Source organism: Pseudomonas sp. NPDC090208 (assembly GCF_044746785.1).
In the GTDB taxonomy this organism is placed as follows: Bacteria; Pseudomonadota; Gammaproteobacteria; order Pseudomonadales; family Pseudomonadaceae; genus Aquipseudomonas.
In genome coordinates this window covers 33,222-52,320 of sequence record NZ_JBIVCU010000010.1, presented here as the reverse complement: position 1 = coordinate 52,320, position 19,099 = coordinate 33,222, and the positions used below count along the sequence as shown (strand labels likewise).

Below are 19,099 nucleotides of genomic sequence, written 5' to 3'. Positions count from 1 at the left end.
CGTTATGAACGCGCTCACCAGCGGAAGTGCAATGCCGACGCGGCCGCGGCTGGCGGTGGCGCAGTCGAACCGTCCACCGGTACTTGCCCGGCGTTGATCGGCGCGCTCGCGATATCGCCTGCCGGGACTTCCTGCAAATGCGCCAATGCCAGTTGCGAACGCAGTTGATCCGGGCTGCCGCTGACGTCGAACACCACGCGGTCGCCGTCCACCGATTTCAGCTTGCCGCCGAACGGCTCCAGCAGACGCAGCAGTTGTGCGTAGCGCTCCAGATTCATGCCCTGCACGTCCAGCGCCATGTTCGACGACGCTCCCGGCTTGACCACGAATCGCGGCGCCAGACGTTGACTCACCGCCAGCAGCACGGCATCGGCCAGTTCGGCGGAGCTGGCGCCGGTGGCACTGCCCTGCTCCACTTTGTCGCCCAGCCACAGGTGCCACTTGCCTTGCCACTGTTCGCCGCTTTGCTGGGCGTGCACGGCCAGGATGGCGTCGGAGCCGTAACGCTCGGAGGCCTGTTTCAACGGCGCGACATCGTTGCCGTCGAGGGTCTTGGCATTGCCGATGCCCTGCTCGCCCAGATCCGCCAGCGGCAGACGCAACGGCAGACCACGGTGCTGTGCGGCACGACGCAGCGGCTCGGCGGTTGGCTGGCCGTCGCCGACCAGGTTGGCGCCGTCCGCGGCTTCATTGAGCCACCAGGCCATGATCACCGGGCGGTTGGAGCCCCACAGCGGCAGACCGGCCTGACGCAGCGCGCGTTCGGTGCTGGCCGGGTCGAAGTCCACCTGCAGCGACTCGGGCGGCCCTGCGTCATAACCGTACTGACTGATGATCTGCTGTGGATCCTTGCGCACTTCGGCCAGACCCGGCCCCTGCGCGGCCTTGGCATCGCCGGTCAGGCGGATCACCAGGGTTTCCAGCGCCGCCTGGGTGGCGCGGTTTTTCTCGTCGGGGGTCTGGCCGCTGACCGGCTCGCGCACCTGATAGAGATTGTTCACCGTTTCGGCCAGGGCCGGCAGGCTGATCAGGGACAGACAACCCACGAACAGACAGTTTTTTAGACGCATGAATGAATTCCCGATGAAAAGCAGCTTCTATTAATAGCTGCATGAACATGACTGGCTCGATTCAGACCACATCACGGCCGAATCGCTCACGCTGAAGATGAACTTACACTCTATTATGTGCCGACGAACGGCGCAGGCCATCCACGGCAGGTTATTTTTTATTCATGATGGCCCTGCCGTCGGCCCAAGGATGGCCGCTTGGGTCCAACCCTGATAAAATCGCGCGCCTTCGCAGACCGGCGCTGACGCGGCCAAAAGCCGTTCCCTCTTCGGTCGTTACCCCGAATCCCCCCTAAAGGCCTGGATAATGAGCAAGCAACCCTCCCTGAGCTACAAAGACGCCGGTGTAGACATCGACGCCGGTGAAGCATTGGTCGAACGCATCAAGAGCGTCGCCAAGCGCACCAAGCGCCCGGAAGTGATCGGCGGCCTGGGGGGCTTCGGCGCATTGTGTGAAATCCCGGCTGGCTACAAGCAGCCTGTTCTGGTGTCCGGCACCGATGGCGTCGGCACCAAGCTGCGCCTGGCGCTGAACCTGAACAAACACGACAGCATCGGCATCGATCTGGTGGCCATGTGCGTGAACGACCTGGTGGTCTGCGGCGCCGAGCCGCTGTTCTTCCTCGACTACTACGCCACCGGCAAGCTGAACGTCGACACCGCCGCTCAAGTAGTCACCGGCATCGGCGCTGGCTGCGAACTGGCCGGCTGCTCGCTGGTCGGCGGCGAAACCGCTGAAATGCCAGGCATGTACGAAGGCGAAGACTACGACCTGGCCGGCTTCTGCGTTGGCGTTGTTGAAAAGGCCGACATCATCGACGGCTCGAAAGTGGTCGCCGGTGACGCCCTGATCGCCCTGCCGTCCTCCGGCCCGCACTCCAACGGTTACTCGCTGATCCGCAAGATCATCGAAGTGGCTGGCGCCGACATCGAAGCCATCCAGCTCGACGGCAAACCGCTGACCGACCTGCTGATGGCGCCGACCCGCATCTACGTCAAGCAACTGCTCAAACTGATCAAGGAAACCGGCGCAGTCAAGGCCATGGCCCACATCACCGGCGGCGGTCTGCTGGACAACATCCCGCGCGTGCTGCCGGAAGGTGCTCAGGCCGTGGTCGACGTGGCGAGCTGGACCCGCCCGGCGGTCTTCGACTGGCTGCAGGAAAAAGGCAACGTCGACGAGCACGAAATGCACCGCGTCCTGAACTGCGGCGTCGGCATGGTCATCTGCGTGGCCCAGGAGCACGTCGAAGCGTCGCTCAAGTCGCTGCGTGACGCGGGCGAACAACCGTGGGTCATCGGCCAGATCGGCGTTGCTGCCGAAGGCGCTGCCCAGGTCGAGCTGAAGAACCTCAAGGCACATTGATGCCTGACATGCCCCAAACCTGTGATGTAGTGGTGCTGCTGTCGGGCACCGGTGGCAACCTGCAAGCGATGATCGACAGCTTTCAGGACAGTTCGGGCCCGGCTCGCATCCGCGCGGTGATTTCCAACCGCGCCGATGCCTACGGACTGGAGCGTGCGAGAAACGCGGGTATCGACACCCGCGTGATCGATCACACGGCGTATGAAGGTCGCGAGGCCTTCGACGCCGCGCTGATCGAAGCCATCGATTCGTTCGCGCCGAAGCTGGTGGTGCTGGCCGGTTTCATGCGCATCCTCACCCCCGGCTTCGTGCGTCATTACCACGGTCGCCTGCTGAACATCCATCCGTCATTACTTCCGCGTTATAAAGGCCTGCACACGCACCAGCGTGCCCTGGAGGCCGGTGACAGCGAGCACGGTTGCAGCGTGCACTTCGTCACCGAGGAACTCGATGGAGGGCCTCTGGTCGTACAAGCTGTTATTTCGGTAGAGTTGCACGACACGCCCGCCTCTCTGGCGCAACGGGTTCACACCCAGGAACACCTGATCTACCCGCTGGCAATTCGCTGGTTCGCCGAAGGACGATTGACCCTGGGCGAACAGGGCGCATCGCTGAACGGCCAGCCACTGGGGCCCAGCGGCCACTTGATTCGCGCCATTTAAATTGAAACCAGGAGACACTATGCGTCGCGCTTTGCTCTTCGCTTTCGCTCTGTTCGCACTTCCTGCAGTCAACGCGGCAGACCTTCAACCCTTCTCCGCCAGCTACACCGCCGACTGGAAACAGCTGCCGGTGAGCGGTGGCAGCGCCACCCGCAGCCTGGAAAAGAACGCCAACGGCACCTGGACCCTGAGCTTCAAGGCATCGATGATGATCGCCAGCCTGACCGAGGTCAGTACGCTCAAGGTCGACAAGGACACCCTGCTGCCACAGACCTACCACTTCGAACGTGGCGGCCTGGGCAAGAGCAAGACGGTGGACATGGTGTTCGACTGGCCGACCAAGTTCATCACCGGCACCGACCGTGGCGACGCGCTCAAGATCCCGCTGAACACCGGCGTTCTCGACAAGTCCACCTATCAGCTCGCCCTGCAGCACGACGTCGCTGCCGGCAAGAAGAGCATGAGCTATCAGGTGGTCGACGGCGACGAGGTCGATACCTATGACTTCCGCGTGCTGGGCACCGAGAAGGTCGCCACCAAGGTCGGCTCGGTCGATGCGATCAAGGTCGAGCGCGTGCGTGATCCGACGCAGAACAAGCGCATTACCGTGATGTGGTTCGCCAAGGACTACGACTACCTGCTGGTGCGCCTGCAACAGGTCGAAACCGACGGCAAGGAATACAACATCATGCTGCAGGACGGCACGGTGAACGGTAAGGCGGTCAAGGGCAACTGATTGCCCGACGCTGCGAGCGATATCGAAACCCCGCCATTGGCGGGGTTTTTTATTGCCTTGCGCGCACACCTGTAGGAGCTGGCTTGTCCTGCGAAGCAGTCGTAAATCCATTCGCACTGGCCGTATCAGGTAAACCGCGTGCATAGGTTTTACGACGACTCCGTCGCCGCTCGCAGGACAAGCCAGCTCCTACAGGTGCGTCAAATGAAGAATACGTTTGCACTCAAACCCGGCGGATTCATGGCGTTTTACGTTCCCGCCGCCAACATGAAACTTTCTTCATTGCTCCGCACAGGGTGCGACAAAACGCCACACGCCCAGTAAAAACAAGCACTTCCGAACTCTTTCCAAATCCGTAAAAAACTCTTTCCGGAATCGTCGGTTTACTTAGCAAGCTACCAAATTCTATAAAGAAGCCACTGCGACGTCCTGCCGCAGATATCAAAGAGTCAGGAGTTTTCAATATGACGGTAACGGTTACTGAACGCGACGAAGCCCACAAGTCCCATGAAAGCATTGCCGATGGCATCCAGATCTGGGATGTGCGCCAGCAAGGCGAGTTGGTCGGGATGTTCCATCAGGAGTCGGACGCACAACGTTACGCCGCAGAGCTCGCGGCTCTGGAAGCCAAGAAGGCTGAACACGTGCAATAACGGAATTGCAGCAAGACAAAACCCGCCATCTGGCGGGTTTTGTTGTTTTGCAGACTGCGGTTTGTGATCGCTGCCGATTGCTCCCACAATGCAGAGCATCACGCCAGCCGGTACCGGTCAGCCATCACCACATCAAATCATCCGGAATCTTGTACGCCGCGTACGGATCGTCGCCATCCGGCTCTTCGGTCGGCTCGCTGAGCATTACGACGCGCTTCGGATCGCGCTCCTGCACCTTCAGCGCCGCTTCGCGCGGAATCACTTCGTAGCCGCCGCCGTGGTGCACGATCGCCAGCGAACCGCTGCTCAGCTTGCTGCGCATCAGCGCGTTGACCGACAGGCGCTTGACCTTCTTGTCATCGACGAAGTTGTAGTAATCCTCGGTGGTCAGCTTCGGCAGGCGGGTGGCTTCGATCAATTGCTTGACCTGCGCCGCACGGGCCTTCTGCTCGGCCTTTTCCTGTTGCTGACGGTTCAGTTCCTGGTCGCGCTTGGCCTTCTCGGCCATGGCTTCCTGGGCAGCACGCTGGCTGGTGTCGTCGGCTACGGCTTGGCCCTTGTGCACCAGACGCTGTTCTTTCTGCTTGCTCTTGGCGACCTGCTTGGCCTGTTTCTCGTTGACCAGACCTGCTTTGAGCAACTGGTCACGAAGGGAAATACCCGCCATTTATCATCTCTCTCTGAATATTCAACTCAACCGCAGTCGGGCGTGTTCTTTTCCTGGCGCTTGGCTTCGCCCCAGAGCGCATCCATCTCTTCGAGGCTGCAATCTTCAATGGGTCGCCCGCTGTCGCGCAAGGCCTGTTCGATAAAACGGAAGCGTCGCTCGAATTTGCCGTTGGCGTTGCGCAGTGCGTTTTCCGGGTCGACCTTGAGGTGGCGGGCCAGATTGACCACCACGAACAGCAGATCGCCGATTTCTTCCTGAATGCCCGGGCCGTCGTTGTCGGCCATGGCTTCAAGGACTTCATCCAGCTCTTCGCGCACCTTGTCGATCACCGGCAACGCCTCGGGCCAGTCGAAACCGACCTGCGCCGCACGCTTCTGCAACTTGGCGGCACGAGACAACGCTGGCAATACCGCCGGCACGTCGTCGAGCAGCGACAGCTGTTCCGGCACATGGGCCTTTTCGGCGCGCTCTTCGGCCTTGATCTGTTCCCAGCGCTGCTTGACCTGTTCCTCGCTCAGCCGTGGCATCTCCAGCGGCGCATACAGATCGCCGGTAGGGAACACATGGGGATGGCGGCGGATCAGCTTGCGGGTGATGCCGTCGACCACACCATCAAACTCGAAACGGCCCTCCTCCCGCGCCAGCTGGCTGTAATACACCACCTGAAACAGCAGATCGCCGAGCTCGCCGCGCAGGTCATCGAAATCGCCGCGTTCAATGGCATCGGCAACTTCATAGGCCTCTTCGAGGGTATGCGGCACGATGGTCGCGTAATTCTGTTTCACGTCCCACGGGCAACCGTATTCCGGGTCGCGCAGGCGGGCCATGAGGTTGATCAGGTCTTCAATGGTGTACATGGAGAGTCCTGTTGTCATTTCAGCTCAAGACATTCGGCATTCGACCCACCGCTATCGCGAGCAAGCTCACTCCTACAAGGGAATGCGATCACATGTAGGAGTGAGCTTGCTCGCGATGGGGCCGGTGAGACCCGTACCGTCAAGGCGTGCGATTACGCCGCGTCTCGATGATGTTCGGCAACTGCGAGATGCGCCCCAACAGACGACCCAAGGCATCCAGCCCCGGGATCTCGATGGTCAGCGACATCAGCGCGGTGTTGTCTTCCTTGTTCGAGCGGGTGTTGACCGCCAGCACGTTGATCCGCTCGTTGAGCAGCACCTGGGAGACGTCACGCAACAGGCCGGAACGGTCGTAGGCGCGAATCATGATGTCCACCGGATAGGTGAGCACCGGCACCGGGCCCCAGCTGACCTGAATGATCCGCTCTGGCTCGCGACCGCCCAGTTGCAGCACCGAGGCGCAGTCCTGACGGTGAATGCTCACGCCGCGTCCCTGAGTGATGTAACCGACGATGGCGTCGCCCGGCAGCGGCTGGCAGCAACCGGCCATTTGCGTCATCAGGTTGCCGACGCCCTGGATCTGGATGTCGCCGCGCTTGCCCGGCTTGTAGCCCGAGGCGGATTTGCGCGGGATCAGTTCCAGCTGTTCGTTGCCGCGCTCCGGCTCGACCAGTTGCTGCGCCAGGTTGACCAGTTGCGCCAGGCGCAAGTCACCGGCACCCAACGAGGCGAACATGTCCTCGGAGGTTTTCATGTTGGCCTTTTCGGCCAGCTTGTCGTAGTCCACCTGCGGCAGCGCCAGACGCGCCAGTTCGCGCTCCAGCAGCACCTTGCCGGCGGCGACGTTCTGATCGCGCGCCTGCAGCTTGAACCAGTGAACGATCTTCGCCCGCGCCCGCGAGGTGGTGATGTAGCCCAGGTTCGAGTTCAGCCAGTCGCGACTCGGCACGCCGTGCTTGCTGGTGATGATCTCGACCTGCTCACCGGTCTGCAGGCTGTAGTTGAGCGGCACGATGCGGCCGTTGATCTTGGCGCCCCGGCAGTTGTGGCCGATTTCGGTGTGCACGCGGTAGGCGAAGTCCAGCGGCGTCGCGCCCTTGGGCAAGTCGATGGCGTGACCGTCCGGGGTGAACACATAAACGCGGTCCGGCTCGATGTCGACGCGCAGCTGCTCGGCCAGCCCGCCGATGTCGCCGAGCTCTTCGTGCCACTCCAGCACCTGACGCAGCCAGGAGATTTTCTCTTCGTAGTGGTTGGAGCTGGATTTGACGTCGGTGCCCTTGTACCGCCAGTGAGCGCAGACGCCGAGTTCGGCTTCCTCGTGCATGGAATGGGTGCGAATCTGCACCTCCAGCACCTTGCCTTCCGGCCCGATCACCGCGGTATGCAGCGAGCGGTAGCCGTTTTCCTTGGGGTTGGCGATGTAGTCGTCGAACTCTTTGGGAATGTGCCGCCACAGGGTGTGGACGATGCCCAGCGCGGTGTAGCAGTCGCGCATTTCCGGCACCAGCACGCGCACGGCGCGAACGTCGTAGATCTGGCTGAATTCCAGACCCTTGCGCTGCATCTTGCGCCAGATCGAATAGATGTGTTTCGCCCGGCCGCTGATATCGGCCTTGACCCCGGTGGCCAACAGTTCGTTTTCCAGCTGCGACATCACATCGGTGATGAAACGCTCGCGGTCGAGGCGGCGCTCATGCAACAGCTTGGCGATCTGCTTGTACTGCTCGGGCTCCAGGTAACGGAAGGACAGGTCCTCCAGCTCCCACTTGATATGACCGATACCCAGGCGGTGCGCCAATGGCGCATAGATGTCGAAGACTTCCCGGGCCACGCGGTTGCGCTTCTCGTCGCTGGCGTTTTTCACCGCACGGATGGCGCAGGTACGCTCGGCCAGCTTGATCAGCGCGACACGCACGTCGTCGACCATCGCCACCAGCATCTTGCGCAGGTTTTCCACCTGGGCCTGGCTGCCCAGCACCAGCGACTGGCGCGGGCTGAGACTGGCACTGATCGCCGCCATGCGCAGCACGCCGTCGATCAGCTTGGCCACCGTGGGGCCGAAGCGCTGGGTGACGTCGGGCAAGGGGATCTTGCCTTCGCGCACGCCGCGATAGATCACGGCCGCGATGAGGGAGTCCTGGTCGAGCTTGAGATCGGCCAGGATTTCTGCGATTTCCAGGCCCGTCTGAAAACTCGACGTGCCTTCCGCCCAGAGATTCTTGGCGGCGTTGTCCTGTTGTTCGGCCAGCCTTGCGAACTCGCAGGCCTCTTTCAATGCCTGGCGATCGACTGCCAGGTCGACGCTGACCACATGATCAAGCCACGCGTCGAGATTGATACTGCCGTCTGTGTTGATCGGCTGGTGCGCTCTCACCTGTACCATGTTGCTTACCTTCCCTACGGCGCGATGAAATGCGCCATCAGTCGCCGGCCTTCTCGGCGCACGCTGTCTGCGGGCCATGCAGACTCCGACGTGCGCGGGCCGGTCGGATTAAACGGGATTCCATGTGAGCGACGGCGTGTTTCCCTGGGCCGTCGCCTCACTTACCCGCTTCAAATAAAGCCATCGCCTCGACATGTGCCGTCTGTGGAAACATGTCGAGGATTCCGGCACGTTTTAATCGGTAGCCCTGCCTGATCAGTTCGACCGTGTCGCGCGCCAAAGTTGCCGGATTGCACGACACATACACCAACCGTTCGGCACCCAGTGACTTGAGTTTGCCGACCACCTCGAACGCCCCGTCACGGGGAGGATCGAGCAGTACTGCGTCGAAACCATCCGCCACCCAGGCCGCCTTGTCCAGAGGCTGCGACAGATCCGCCTGATAAAATTTCACGTTGTGCAAACCATTGCCCGTCGCGTTGCCAGCGGCGCGCTCGACCATGGTCTGAACGCCCTCCACCGCCACCACTTCACGCGTCATCTGCGCCAGCGGTAAAGCGAAGTTACCAAGCCCGCAGAACAAGTCCAGCACTCGTTCATCGGCACGCGGTGCCAGCCATTCCAGCGCCTGCCGGATCATCGCCGTATTGACCTGTGCGTTGACCTGCACGAAGTCGCCGGGACGGTACGCCAGCTCAAGATTCCACGGTTCCAGCGCATAACCCAGTGACTGCGTGGCATCCGCCGGCGCAGGTTCGCCCACACCATGCAGCCACAACTGCGCGTCATGTTGCTGACAGAACTGCTGGAGAACCGCCAGATCCTTGTCGGCCAGCGGCGCAGTGTGACGCAGCAACACGGCATTGGCCGAACCACTGAACAACTCGACATGGCCCAGCGCCTGCGGTTTGCTCAAGCTGCGCAGCATGTCCGGCAACGCCGTCATGATCGGTTGCAAGGCCTGTACCAGCACCGGGCATTGGTCGATGGCAATGATGTCCTGGCTGGAAGCGGCGCGAAAGCCGACGTCCAGATGCTTGCCCTTGGCATCCCAGCGCACCGCAATGCGCGCACGACGACGGTAGGCGTATTCATCACCGGTCAGCGGCGCCGCCCACTCTTCAGGCTCGACACCGGCGACCCGGCTCAACTGTTCGGCGAGCATGCGCTGTTTCAGGGCAAGCTGATCGGCATGCGGCATCTGTTGCACGCTGCAACCGCCGCAGCGGCCAAAATGCGCGCACGGGGCAGGACGACGCTGAGGACTGGCCTGGAACACGCGCTCGGTGCGCGCTTCGACAATCTTCCCGTGGGCATTGAGCACCCGCGCCTCGATCTCTTCGCCGGCCAGACTGCCGGCGACGAACCAGGTGCGGCCTTCAAGGAACGCAATGCCGCGGCCGTCGTTGGAGAGACGCTCGATGGTCAGCCGTTGTTTCTTGCCAGTCGGCACCTGCGTTGTCTTCGTGCCGCCACTGGGCTGAAAACGCAGGCCGGAATCACGCTTGGCCATCAGTTGGGCGCATCGTAGACGCCGGTCGACAGGTAACGGTCGCCGCGGTCACAAATGATCGCGACCATGACCGCGTTTTCGACTTCCTGCGACAGCCGCAGCATGCCAGCCACGGCACCGCCGGACGACACGCCGCAGAAAATGCCTTCTTCGCGGGCCAGACGACGCATGACGTCCTCGGCTTCGCTCTGGGCCATGTCCATGATCCGGTCGACACGGTCGGCCTGATAGATTTTCGGCAGGTATTCCTGCGGCCAGCGGCGGATCCCCGGAATCGCCGAGCCATCCATCGGCTGCAGGCCGACGATCTGGATGTCCGGGTTCTGTTCCTTGAGGTAGCGCGAGGTGCCCATGATGGTGCCGGTGGTGCCCATGGAGCTGACGAAGTGGGTAATGGTGCCACCGGTCTGCCGCCAGATTTCCGGGCCGGTCCCGACGTAGTGGGCTTCAGGGTTGTCGCCGTTGGCGAACTGGTCCAGCACCTTGCCGCGGCCTTCCGCCTGCATGCGTTCAGCCAGGTCGCGGGCGCCTTCCATGCCCTCTTCCTTGCTGACCAGAATCAGTTCGGCGCCGTAGGCGGTCATCGCCGCCTTGCGTTCGGCGCTGGAGTTGTCGGGCATGATCAGGATCATGCGGTAGCCCTTGATCGCCGCGGCCATGGCCAGGGCGATGCCGGTGTTGCCGGAGGTGGCTTCGATCAGGGTGTCGCCCTGGTGGATCTGTCCGCGCAGTTCGGCGCGGGTGATCATCGACAGCGCCGGGCGGTCCTTGACGGAACCGGCCGGGTTGTTGCCTTCGAGCTTGAGCAGCAGGGTGTTGCTGGTGTTCCCGGCCATGCGTTGCAGACGCACCAGCGGGGTGTTGCCGACGCAATCGGCGATGGTTTGATACTGCAGGGTCATGGCGAGTGTGCGATCCAGACGTGCGGGGGTCGCCTATCATACCGGCAATCGCCGCCAGCCCATATCACGCAAAGTGAGTTGGATATGGCGAAATGGAATAAGCCGCGTAATGGCATGCCCCTGTAGGAGCTGGCCTGCCCTGCGAGCGGCTGTAGGAGCTGGCTTGTCCTGCGAGCGGCGACGCAGTCGTCGTAAAACCTGTGCGTGCGGTGTGTCTGGCTGATCGCTGTAGCTGCTAACGCAGCGCTGTTTCGCCTCCGGCACGTTACGCGGACTACTGTAGGAGCTGGCTTGCCCTGCGACCGGCGACGAAGTCGTCGTAAATCCTGTGCACTCGGTTTGTCTGGCCTGACGCTTTAGCTGCTAACGCAGCCTGTTTCGCCTGACGGCGAGTTACTTGGAAAAGCCCCAAGTAACCAAGGGCTCTCCACCCCGCCATACGGCATCTCGCCTAGGCTCGATGTGCCCTCACTCCGGCAATGCTCCGTGGGCACGCCGCGAATGGGCCATCCATGGCCCACGCGGCTCTCGCGACATCCTGTCGCTCGTCCCACTCCACATCGCCTGCGTTCGGCCTTCTGGGACGGGGCCCCAAGATCAAAAACCAAATCAAAAACCAGATCAAAAGCCGGCGAAGCACACACTCCCTGTGGGAGCGGGCTTGCCCGCGAAGGCGTCCTCAAGATCGCCACCGCCGGCAAGCCGGACTGCTACAGGGTGGTGTGCGCCATCCGCGTTTGATTCTGGCCGAAGGCCGTGGGAGGGAGCTCTGCTCGCGATGGCGGTGGGTCAGGCGACACTGGGTTGTCTGGCGTGACGCTATCGCGAGCAAGGCTCTCTCCCACGGGTAATTCACCTTCACCCGCAACAACCTCAAACCTCCAGCGCAAACTCCCGCGCGGGCAGGCGCATGATCATGCGCAAGCCTTGTCCGGTGTTTTCCGCCCAGAGGTCACCGCCCTGCAGTCGCAACGAATTACGCGCGATGCTCAGTCCCAGTCCGAAACCTCCGTCGCCGGGTCGGGCGCCGTCGAGGCGGATGAAAGGGGCAAAGATGCGTTCAAGGTCGTGATCGTCTACGCCGCCGCCCTGGTCTTCCAGCCACAGCAACCAGTCCTCGCCATCACGTCGGCCGTCCAGGCGCACCATGCCCGCAGGCGGTGAGTGGCGGATGGCGTTGCGCAGGATGTTTTCCAGTGCCTGGGCCAGTGTATCGAGGTGGCCGCGGACCCAGCATTCGCTGTCCAGCTCGCACTGTAGTTGCCGCGACGGCCAGCAGCTTTCGAAGCAGGCGTCGTCCACCAGCATTTCCCACAGTGCCTGCACCTGAATGTCTTCTTCCGGCAGTTTTTGCCGTTCAGCGTCGAGCCAGGCCAGGTGCAGGGTGTCGTCGACCAGCCGGCGCATGCCGTCGATCTCGCGGCTCAGGCGCTCACGCAGTTCGCTCAGGCTTTGTTCGCTGTCACAGGCCACCCGCAAGCGGCTCAACGGTGTGCGCAGTTCATGGGACAGATCGCGCAGCAATTGCTGCTGAATCTGCACCGTCGATTGCAAACGCGCGGCCATGTGATCGAAGGCGCGGTTGAGCTCACCCAACTCGTCCTGACGCGAGGTCATCTGTGGCGACAGGCGGCTGGACAATCTGTCGGCGCGCCAGGCATTGGCCTGTTCGCGCAGCTGATTGAGCGGACGGATCAACACGCGGTACAGGCCGACGCTGAGCAACAGGGTAAACAACGCCGGAAACAGCACGTGAGTCATCATCTGCCAGAACAGCGCATGCCGACCCGGTTTGAAGCGCTCGGGCAATTCGATGATCAAACTGCCGATGCTGGCGTCGTCGGGAAACGGAATCTTCAGCCAGGGCGCGGTTTTCTGCCGGCGGCTCATCGGCCAGTCGACGCCACGCATGAAAGTCAGGCGCTGAACCTGAGCATCATCCAGCGGGATGCTGCTCAGCGATTGCAGATCGCTGCCGATGACCCCGACCCAACCCTGCTCGTGCCGGCGGATTTCCCGCAGCCAGTCGTCGATGCCGCGCTCGCCACCCGCACGCCATGCCTGTTCGGCTTCCGCCGCATAGCTGTTGAGCACGCGCTTGGCGACCGGATCAAGGAACGCGTTCTGTACTTCTATATAGCGGCCCCAGTACCAACTGAGCCAAATCATCAGCAGGCAGAAGCCCACCAGCAACACGGCGAGCTTCCAGAACAGCGAGTGCCTGCCCGGCAGGCGTGAGCGCGGCTCAGCCATCCGCTTCGGCTGCGGTCAACACGTAGCCCTTGCCCCATACCGTGCGCAACTGGCGCGCCTCGTAGCCAACGGCCTTGAGTTTGCGGCGGATCTGGCTGACGTGCATGTCCAGGCTGCGGTCATGCTGGGAGTAACCGCGCTGCAACACGTGCTGATAAAGGAAGGGCTTACTGAGCACCTCCTCGGGACTGCGCCAGAGGGTTTCCAGCAGACGGTATTCACTGCGGGTCAACTGCGCGGTCTGGCCGGCGAAGGTCACGTCGCACAGGTTTTCGTTGAACAGCAGTTGATCCACATCGACCGCCTCGCTGACCGTGACGGGCTGCGGTGCGGTCAGCGCGTGGAAGCGCCGCTCCAGCTCGACCCGGCGCAGGATCGCTTCGATGCGCACCCGCAGCTCGTCGACGCTGAACGGCTTGGGCAGGTAGTCGTCGGCGCCGTTGCGAAAGCCGGTGATGCGGTCGGCCTCGGCCCCCAGCGCCGACATCAGGATGACCGGCATGCTGTGGCGGCGACGCAGGTGGGTGAGGATGTCCAAGCCGTTCATGCCCGGCAGCAGAATGTCCATCAGCACCACGTCGAAGGGCTGGCGCTGGGCGCATTCCAGACCTTCTCTGCCGTTCTGGCACCAGGTCACCTGAAAGCCGCAACGGTCCAGTTGTTCGTGCACGAAGGCACCGAGCACGGGATCGTCCTCGATGGCGAGTATGCTGGGGCGGTGGTGGCTGGCGGGAGTCATTGTCGTCTGCGAGTAATTCTCAGACGGCAATTATTCAAGATTGCGCGGCTGTCAGCAATGGCGGCTCATCGGTGGCCGTTCGCTGATCGCCCAATTAGGCGCGATTCGCCACGCGCAAGTGGCTACACTGCGCACATTGACACAGGACGCCTGACTCAAGGGCAATTCCCAAGGACACAAGGCGACCTGGCGCGGTGCTTGCCTGTCTGCAGGCACCCATCGCCGGAGAACGCTGGAGAAGCAAGCGTGTTGAACAAACTGGGCATCAAGGGCCGCGTACTGCTGCTGACGCTGCTGCCGACCTTTCTGATGGCGACCCTGCTGGGCGGTTATTTCACCTGGATGCAGCTGTCGGAACTGCAAAGCCAACTGCTCAAGCGTGGCGAAATGATCGCCAACGAACTGGGCCCGCTGTCGGCCAATGCGCTGGCCAACAGCGACAAGCCGCTGCTCGACCGCATCGCCGGCCAGGTGCTGGAACAGGCCGACGTGCGCGCCGTGTCGTTCCTTGATGTCGACCGCAATGTGCTGAGCCACGCCGGGCCGAGCATGGTCAATCAGGCGCCGACCGGCAACGGCCTGCATTTGCAGCAGCGCTCCGAAAACGACGCGACCCGTTACCTGATGCCGGTGTTCGGCCGCAGTCGCCATCTCACCGGCGACGTGGTGCCGGAAGAGGCCGACCGCCTGCTGGGCTGGGTCGAACTGGAGCTGTCCCACAGCGGCACCTTGCTGCGTGGTTACCGCAGCCTGTTCGCCAGCACGCTGCTGATCATCATCGGCCTGGGCCTGACCGCCATACTGGCCTTGCGCATGGGCCGCACCATCAACGGGCCGATTTCGCAGATCAAGCAAGTCGTCGCGCAACTCAAGGACGGCAACCTTGAAGTGCGTCTGCCGCCCATGGGCAGCCATGAACTGGACGAACTGGCGTCGGGCATCAATCGCATGGCCGCGACCCTGCAGAACGCTCAGGAAGAACTGCAACACAGCATCGAACAGGCCACCGAGGACGTGCGACAGAACCTGGAGACCATCGAAATCCAGAACATCGAGCTGGACCTGGCGCGCAAGGAAGCTCTGGAAGCGAGCCGGATCAAGTCCGAGTTCCTTGCCAACATGAGCCATGAAATCCGCACGCCGCTCAACGGCATTCTCGGTTTCACCCACCTGTTGCAGAAAAGCGAGCTGACCCCGCGCCAGCATGACTACCTGGGCACCATCGAAAAATCCGCCGACAGCCTGCTGAGCATCATCAACGAGATTCTCGACTTCTCGAAGATCGAAGCCGGCAAGCTGGTCCTCGATGCCATCCCGTTCAACCTGCGCGACCTGTTGCAGGACACCCTGACCATCCTCGCCCCTGCCGCCCACGCCAAGCAGCTGGAGCTGGTCAGCCTGGTCTACCGCGACACGCCGCTGTCGCTGGTGGGCGACCCGCTGCGGCTCAAGCAGATCCTCACCAACCTGGTGAGCAATGCCATCAAATTCACTCGTGAAGGCACCATCGTTGCCCGCGCGATGCTCGAAGACGAGCACGAAGACAAGGTGCAACTGCGCATCAGCGTGCAGGACACCGGCATCGGCCTGTCCAGCCAGGACGTGCGGGCGCTGTTCCAGGCGTTCAGCCAGGCCGATAACTCGCTGTCACGCCAACCCGGCGGCACCGGCCTGGGCCTGGTGATTTCCAAGCGCCTGATCGAACAGATGGGTGGCGAGATCGGCGTCGAGAGCGTGCCGGGCGAAGGTTCGGAGTTCTGGATCAGCGTGACCCTGCCGAAAACCCGCGACGACCTCGAAGACCTGCCAGCACCGCCGCTGACCGGGCGCCGCGTGGCGGTGCTGGAACATCACGACCTGGCCCGTCAGGCACTGGAGCACCAACTGGAAGACTGCGGTCTGCAACCGATGGTGTTCAACAATCTGGAAAACCTCATCAACGGCGTCACCGTGGTCCACCAGACGCCCCACGCCATCGACATGGCCGTGCTCGGCGTGACGGCCCACGAATTGCCGCCCGAGCGCCTGCGCCAACAGATCTGGGATCTGGAAAACCTCGACTGCAAAGTGCTGGTGCTGTGCCCGACCACCGAGCAGGCGCTGTATCAGCCGTCGGTGCCGGACGCCTACAGCCAGCTTCAGGCCAAACCGGCGTGTACGCGCAAATTGCGCCGCGCGCTGTCGGAGCTGATCAACCCCAAACAGACCCGCAACGACATGCCGGAACCGGTGTCGAGCCGGCCGCCGCGTATCCTCTGTGTCGACGACAACCCGGCCAACCTGTTGCTGGTGCAGACCCTGCTGGAAGACATGGGCGCCCGCGTGCTGGCGGTGGACAGCGGTTACGCCGCCGTGCAGGCAGTACAGGACGAAACCTTCGATCTGGTGCTGATGGACGTGCAGATGCCCGGCATGGACGGGCGTCAGGCCACCGAGGCGATTCGCAGCCTGGAAGCCGAACGCCAGTCGACCTCGCTGCCGATCGTCGCCCTCACCGCCCACGCCATGGCCAATGAAAAACGCGCTCTGCTGCAGAGCGGCATGGACGACTACCTGACCAAGCCAATCAGCGAACGGCAGCTGGCGCAGGTGGTGCTCAAATGGACCGGGCTGGCCCTGCGCAATCAGGCGCCGGAGCGGCACCCCGAAATCGCCCACAGCGGCTCCAACCTGCAAGTGCTGGATCACGAGGAGGGTTTGCGTCTGGCGGCGGGCAAGGCCGATCTGGCGGCGGACATGCTGGCGATGCTGCTGGCCTCGCTGGGCACCGACCGTGAAGCGATTCGCGGCGCCCGCGAGAACGGAGACCACGTCGCCCTGATCGAACGCGTCCACCGCCTGCACGGTGCCACACGCTACTGCGGCGTACCGCAACTGCGCGCGGCCTGCCAGCGCAGCGAAACCCTGCTCAAGCAGGATTCACCGGAGAGCGACAAGGCGCTGGATGATCTGGAGAAAGCCATTACCCGGCTGGAGATCGAAGCGCGGGTGAGTGCTTGATGTGGGTCAATGCGCGGTTGCCCTGAGGATGTAGATTGTCCGTAGCAGTCCGGCTTGCCGGCGGTGGCGCCAATGAAATCAACACCTGTAGGAGTGAGCTTGCTCGCGATTGCGTTCTGTCTAACACCTATCTGGTGGCTGAAATTGTGCAATCGCGAGCAAGCTCACTCCTACAGGCTTCGTGCTTTTGACAGGGAATCTTCATGCGCACCCTCCTCTACAGCAGCCAGACCTACGACCGCGACAGTTTCCTCGCCGCCCAGGTGCCAAGCGACATCGATCTGCACTTTCAGCCCGCCCGTCTGACCCTGGACACGGTGGCGCTGGCCGACGGTTATCCGGTGGTCTGTGCCTTTATCAATGACGACTTGAGCACGCCGGTGCTGGAGCGGCTGGCGGCCGGTGGCACGCGCCTGATCGCTCTGCGCTCGGCCGGTTTCAACCATGTCGACCTGCCAACCGCCAAACGCCTCGGCATTGAGGTGGTGCGGGTGCCGGCCTATTCACCCCATGCAGTGGCCGAGCACGCGGTGGCATTGATCCTGTCGCTCAACCGCCATTTGCATCGCGCTTATAACCGCACCCGCGATGGCGATTTCACCCTGCATGGCCTGACCGGTTTCGATCTGGTCGGCAAGACCGTCGGCGTGGTCGGCACCGGGCAGATCGGCGCCACCTTTGCGCGGATCATGGCCGGTTTCGGCTGCCAGTTGCTGGCTTATGACCCCTACCCCAACCCGCAGGTCGAAGCCCTCGGCGCCCGCTATCTGCCGCTTGAGCAATTGCTGCAACAGGCGCAGATCGTCAGCCTGCATTGCCCGCTCAACGAGCAGACCCGCCACCTGATCAACCCGCAGTCGCTGGCGCGCATGCCCCGTGGCGCGATGCTGATCAACACCGGACGCGGCGCGCTGGTCGACACGCCGGCGCTGATCGAAGCGCTGAAAAGCGGGCAGCTGGGCTATCTGGGGCTGGATGTCTATGAAGAGGAAGCACAACTGTTCTTCGAGGACCGCTCCGACCTGCCGCTGCAGGATGATGTGCTGGCGCGGCTGCTGACCTTCCCCAACGTGGTGATCACCGCCCACCAGGCCTTCCTCACCCGCGAGGCGCTGGGCGCGATTGCGCAGACCACGCTGGACAACATCACGGCGTGGGCGGCGGGGAGTCCGCAGAACATCGTGTAGACACACTCCCACCTAGTAGGAGCTGGCTTGCCCTGCGACCGGCTGCGCAGCAGTCGTAAATCCATACGCACTGGCCGTGTCAGAAATACCGCATGCACCGGTTTTACGACGGGTTCCCCGCCGGTCGCAGGGCAAGCCAGCTCCTACAGGGGGATAGCGTTTTTCCGCAGGTGACGTGTTCTCCGCCCTGCGGCAGCGGGCAGTCGGCCGCTAAAGTGTTAGCATGCGCGCCTATTTGGAGACCCCCATGGCCGAACACGATTTTCGCTACAGCATGCTCACCCCGCACCACACCCTGATCGAATGCCGCAGCCTGGCAATCGGTCGTTATCAGGTCACCGGCAACGGTGGTTCGATCAGCCACGGCGACGTGCTGCTGGTCACTGTCAAAGGCAGCAAAGACCTGTACATGCGCCTGACCGTGGAAAAAGTCCGCCACCTGATCAACCCGCCCGGCCAATGGGTCGCGGTGGCCGACGGTCCGAAGTTCACCGAGCTTGCGATTCATCAGTGGAAGGTCAACTGCAACGGCTGCGGCAAAGAGCAGGACATCGAATTCATGGTCGACGGCAAGGCCGGCAAACAGGCGCTCAAGCCTGCCGCCACCGCGCGCATCGCCGAACTGGGCTGGAAAACCGTCGGCGAAAACCACCTGTGCCCGGCCTGCGCGAAGAACGCCGCATGAAATGGCGCGTTCTGACCCTGCTCGCGCTGGGCCTGCTCGGCGGCTGCGCCAGCGATCCCGACGCGCTCAAGCGTGATCACGGCTATGTGCTGGAATGGATCGGCGAGCGGCCCTTGATGGATTACAGCCACCTGACCATGACCCTGGGCAAGGATGGCCGCGCCTATGGCAACGCCGGCTGCAACCACTGGTTCGCGGCGTACCGGCTGGACGGCGATGCGATCAGCTTCGGCCCGCTGGGCAGCACTCGCAAACAGTGCGCTCCAGCCTTGATGGAACAGGAACGACGTTTCCTCGACGCCATGGGCAAGGTGCAACGCTGGGACATGTCCGAGATCAACCAGTTGCAACTGTGGCCGGCGCAAGGCCAGCCGCTGCGGTTCTGGCTGGAAGAGGGTTGATTTCAGGCCAGGCACAATC

Annotated in this window: 16 protein-coding genes; 8 read left to right on the top strand and 8 right to left on the bottom strand. The window is 62.6% G+C overall.

The features are described 5' to 3' along the window. Positions 1 to 14: 14 nt before the first annotated feature. On the bottom strand, positions 15 to 1,070 hold the full coding sequence (locus tag ACIPL0_RS17480) for a DUF2066 domain-containing protein (protein ID WP_400592295.1): 1,056 nt from the start codon (positions 1,068 to 1,070) through the stop codon (positions 15 to 17). A gap of 307 nt (positions 1,071 to 1,377) precedes the next feature. Between ACIPL0_RS17480 and purM the strand changes: the two genes are divergently transcribed. The 4 genes from purM to ACIPL0_RS17460 all read left to right on the top strand — a co-directional run bounded on the left by purM (position 1,378) and on the right by ACIPL0_RS17460 (position 4,487). Beyond that, positions 1,378 to 2,436 (top strand): phosphoribosylformylglycinamidine cyclo-ligase, encoded by a 1,059-nt coding sequence (purM, locus tag ACIPL0_RS17475; RefSeq protein ID WP_400592298.1) that lies wholly within the window; start codon positions 1,378 to 1,380, stop codon positions 2,434 to 2,436. A gap of 8 nt (positions 2,437 to 2,444) precedes the next feature. Next, entirely contained in the window at positions 2,445 to 3,098 is a 654-nt protein-coding gene (purN, locus tag ACIPL0_RS17470; RefSeq protein WP_400592300.1) for a phosphoribosylglycinamide formyltransferase, read from the top strand. Between the two features lie 19 nt (positions 3,099 to 3,117). After that, a complete protein-coding gene (locus ACIPL0_RS17465) occupies positions 3,118 to 3,834 on the top strand; it encodes a DUF3108 domain-containing protein (RefSeq protein ID WP_400592303.1) in 717 nt (238 codons plus the stop codon). 464 nt (positions 3,835 to 4,298) lie between these two features. Continuing rightward, positions 4,299 to 4,487: a hypothetical protein gene (locus ACIPL0_RS17460; RefSeq protein ID WP_400592306.1), complete on the top strand. Its 189-nt coding sequence runs from the start codon at positions 4,299 to 4,301 to the stop codon at positions 4,485 to 4,487. 124 nt (positions 4,488 to 4,611) lie between these two features. Here ACIPL0_RS17460 and ACIPL0_RS17455 read toward each other — a convergent pair whose 3' ends face one another. The 7 genes from ACIPL0_RS17455 to ACIPL0_RS17425 all read right to left on the bottom strand — a co-directional run bounded on the left by ACIPL0_RS17455 (position 4,612) and on the right by ACIPL0_RS17425 (position 13,807). Continuing rightward, the gene (locus ACIPL0_RS17455) at positions 4,612 to 5,154 is read right to left on the bottom strand and encodes a DUF2058 domain-containing protein (RefSeq protein WP_400592309.1); all 543 of its coding nucleotides are present in this window, start codon (positions 5,152 to 5,154) and stop codon (positions 4,612 to 4,614) included. A 26-nt stretch (positions 5,155 to 5,180) separates the two neighbouring features. Next, positions 5,181 to 6,014 carry a nucleoside triphosphate pyrophosphohydrolase gene (gene mazG, locus ACIPL0_RS17450; protein WP_400592312.1) on the bottom strand — a complete coding sequence of 278 codons (834 nt, stop codon included), beginning with the start codon at positions 6,012 to 6,014 and terminating at the stop codon, positions 5,181 to 5,183. Between the two features lie 139 nt (positions 6,015 to 6,153). Then, complete coding sequence (gene relA / locus ACIPL0_RS17445; protein ID WP_400592315.1) at positions 6,154 to 8,400, bottom strand: GTP diphosphokinase; 2,247 nt, start codon at positions 8,398 to 8,400, stop codon at positions 6,154 to 6,156. Between the two features lie 157 nt (positions 8,401 to 8,557). Then, the gene (gene rlmD, locus ACIPL0_RS17440; protein WP_400592317.1) at positions 8,558 to 9,913 is read right to left on the bottom strand and encodes a 23S rRNA (uracil(1939)-C(5))-methyltransferase RlmD; all 1,356 of its coding nucleotides are present in this window, start codon (positions 9,911 to 9,913) and stop codon (positions 8,558 to 8,560) included. Next, positions 9,913 to 10,815 (bottom strand): cysteine synthase CysM, encoded by a 903-nt coding sequence (gene cysM / locus ACIPL0_RS17435; protein ID WP_400592320.1) that lies wholly within the window; start codon positions 10,813 to 10,815, stop codon positions 9,913 to 9,915. The genes rlmD and cysM overlap by 1 nt, the downstream gene beginning before the upstream one ends. Positions 10,816 to 11,688: 873 nt before the next feature. Continuing rightward, complete coding sequence (locus ACIPL0_RS17430; protein WP_400592323.1) at positions 11,689 to 13,068, bottom strand: histidine kinase sensor domain-containing protein; 1,380 nt, start codon at positions 13,066 to 13,068, stop codon at positions 11,689 to 11,691. Further along, complete coding sequence (locus tag ACIPL0_RS17425; protein ID WP_400592325.1) at positions 13,061 to 13,807, bottom strand: response regulator transcription factor; 747 nt, start codon at positions 13,805 to 13,807, stop codon at positions 13,061 to 13,063. The genes ACIPL0_RS17430 and ACIPL0_RS17425 overlap by 8 nt, the downstream gene beginning before the upstream one ends. 246 nt (positions 13,808 to 14,053) lie before the next feature. Here ACIPL0_RS17425 and ACIPL0_RS17420 point away from each other — a divergent pair, with 246 nt between their 5' ends. The 4 genes from ACIPL0_RS17420 (at position 14,054) to ACIPL0_RS17405 (ending at position 19,080) form a co-directional block, all read left to right on the top strand. Continuing rightward, a complete protein-coding gene (locus tag ACIPL0_RS17420) occupies positions 14,054 to 16,807 on the top strand; it encodes a response regulator (RefSeq protein WP_400592328.1) in 2,754 nt (917 codons plus the stop codon). Positions 16,808 to 17,010: 203 nt separating this feature from the next. Further along, the gene (locus ACIPL0_RS17415; protein ID WP_400592331.1) at positions 17,011 to 17,994 is read left to right on the top strand and encodes a 2-hydroxyacid dehydrogenase; all 984 of its coding nucleotides are present in this window, start codon (positions 17,011 to 17,013) and stop codon (positions 17,992 to 17,994) included. 247 nt (positions 17,995 to 18,241) lie between these two features. Continuing rightward, the gene (locus ACIPL0_RS17410) at positions 18,242 to 18,679 is read left to right on the top strand and encodes a hypothetical protein (protein ID WP_400592334.1); all 438 of its coding nucleotides are present in this window, start codon (positions 18,242 to 18,244) and stop codon (positions 18,677 to 18,679) included. Next, positions 18,676 to 19,080, top strand: a complete 405-nt coding sequence (locus ACIPL0_RS17405) for an META domain-containing protein (protein ID WP_400592337.1) — start codon at positions 18,676 to 18,678, stop codon at positions 19,078 to 19,080. Before ACIPL0_RS17410 ends, ACIPL0_RS17405 begins: the two co-directional genes overlap by 4 nt. Positions 19,081 to 19,099 lie beyond the last annotated feature (19 nt).

Coding starts and splice junctions, on each gene's coding strand:
- relA (WP_400592315.1), bottom strand. CDS start 8,400: ATGGTACAGGTGAGAGCGCACCAGCCGATCAACACAGACGGCAGTATC.
- ACIPL0_RS17480 (WP_400592295.1), bottom strand. CDS start 1,070: ATGCGTCTAAAAAACTGTCTGTTCGTGGGTTGTCTGTCCCTGATCAGC.
- ACIPL0_RS17405 (WP_400592337.1), top strand. CDS start 18,676: ATGAAATGGCGCGTTCTGACCCTGCTCGCGCTGGGCCTGCTCGGCGGC.
- ACIPL0_RS17410 (WP_400592334.1), top strand. CDS start 18,242: ATGGCCGAACACGATTTTCGCTACAGCATGCTCACCCCGCACCACACC.
- ACIPL0_RS17465 (WP_400592303.1), top strand. CDS start 3,118: ATGCGTCGCGCTTTGCTCTTCGCTTTCGCTCTGTTCGCACTTCCTGCA.
- rlmD (WP_400592317.1), bottom strand. CDS start 9,913: ATGGCCAAGCGTGATTCCGGCCTGCGTTTTCAGCCCAGTGGCGGCACG.
- ACIPL0_RS17425 (WP_400592325.1), bottom strand. CDS start 13,807: ATGACTCCCGCCAGCCACCACCGCCCCAGCATACTCGCCATCGAGGAC.
- ACIPL0_RS17455 (WP_400592309.1), bottom strand. CDS start 5,154: ATGGCGGGTATTTCCCTTCGTGACCAGTTGCTCAAAGCAGGTCTGGTC.
- ACIPL0_RS17415 (WP_400592331.1), top strand. CDS start 17,011: ATGCGCACCCTCCTCTACAGCAGCCAGACCTACGACCGCGACAGTTTC.
- ACIPL0_RS17460 (WP_400592306.1), top strand. CDS start 4,299: ATGACGGTAACGGTTACTGAACGCGACGAAGCCCACAAGTCCCATGAA.
- cysM (WP_400592320.1), bottom strand. CDS start 10,815: ATGACCCTGCAGTATCAAACCATCGCCGATTGCGTCGGCAACACCCCG.
- ACIPL0_RS17430 (WP_400592323.1), bottom strand. CDS start 13,068: ATGGCTGAGCCGCGCTCACGCCTGCCGGGCAGGCACTCGCTGTTCTGG.
- purN (WP_400592300.1), top strand. CDS start 2,445: ATGCCCCAAACCTGTGATGTAGTGGTGCTGCTGTCGGGCACCGGTGGC.
- purM (WP_400592298.1), top strand. CDS start 1,378: ATGAGCAAGCAACCCTCCCTGAGCTACAAAGACGCCGGTGTAGACATC.
- mazG (WP_400592312.1), bottom strand. CDS start 6,014: ATGTACACCATTGAAGACCTGATCAACCTCATGGCCCGCCTGCGCGAC.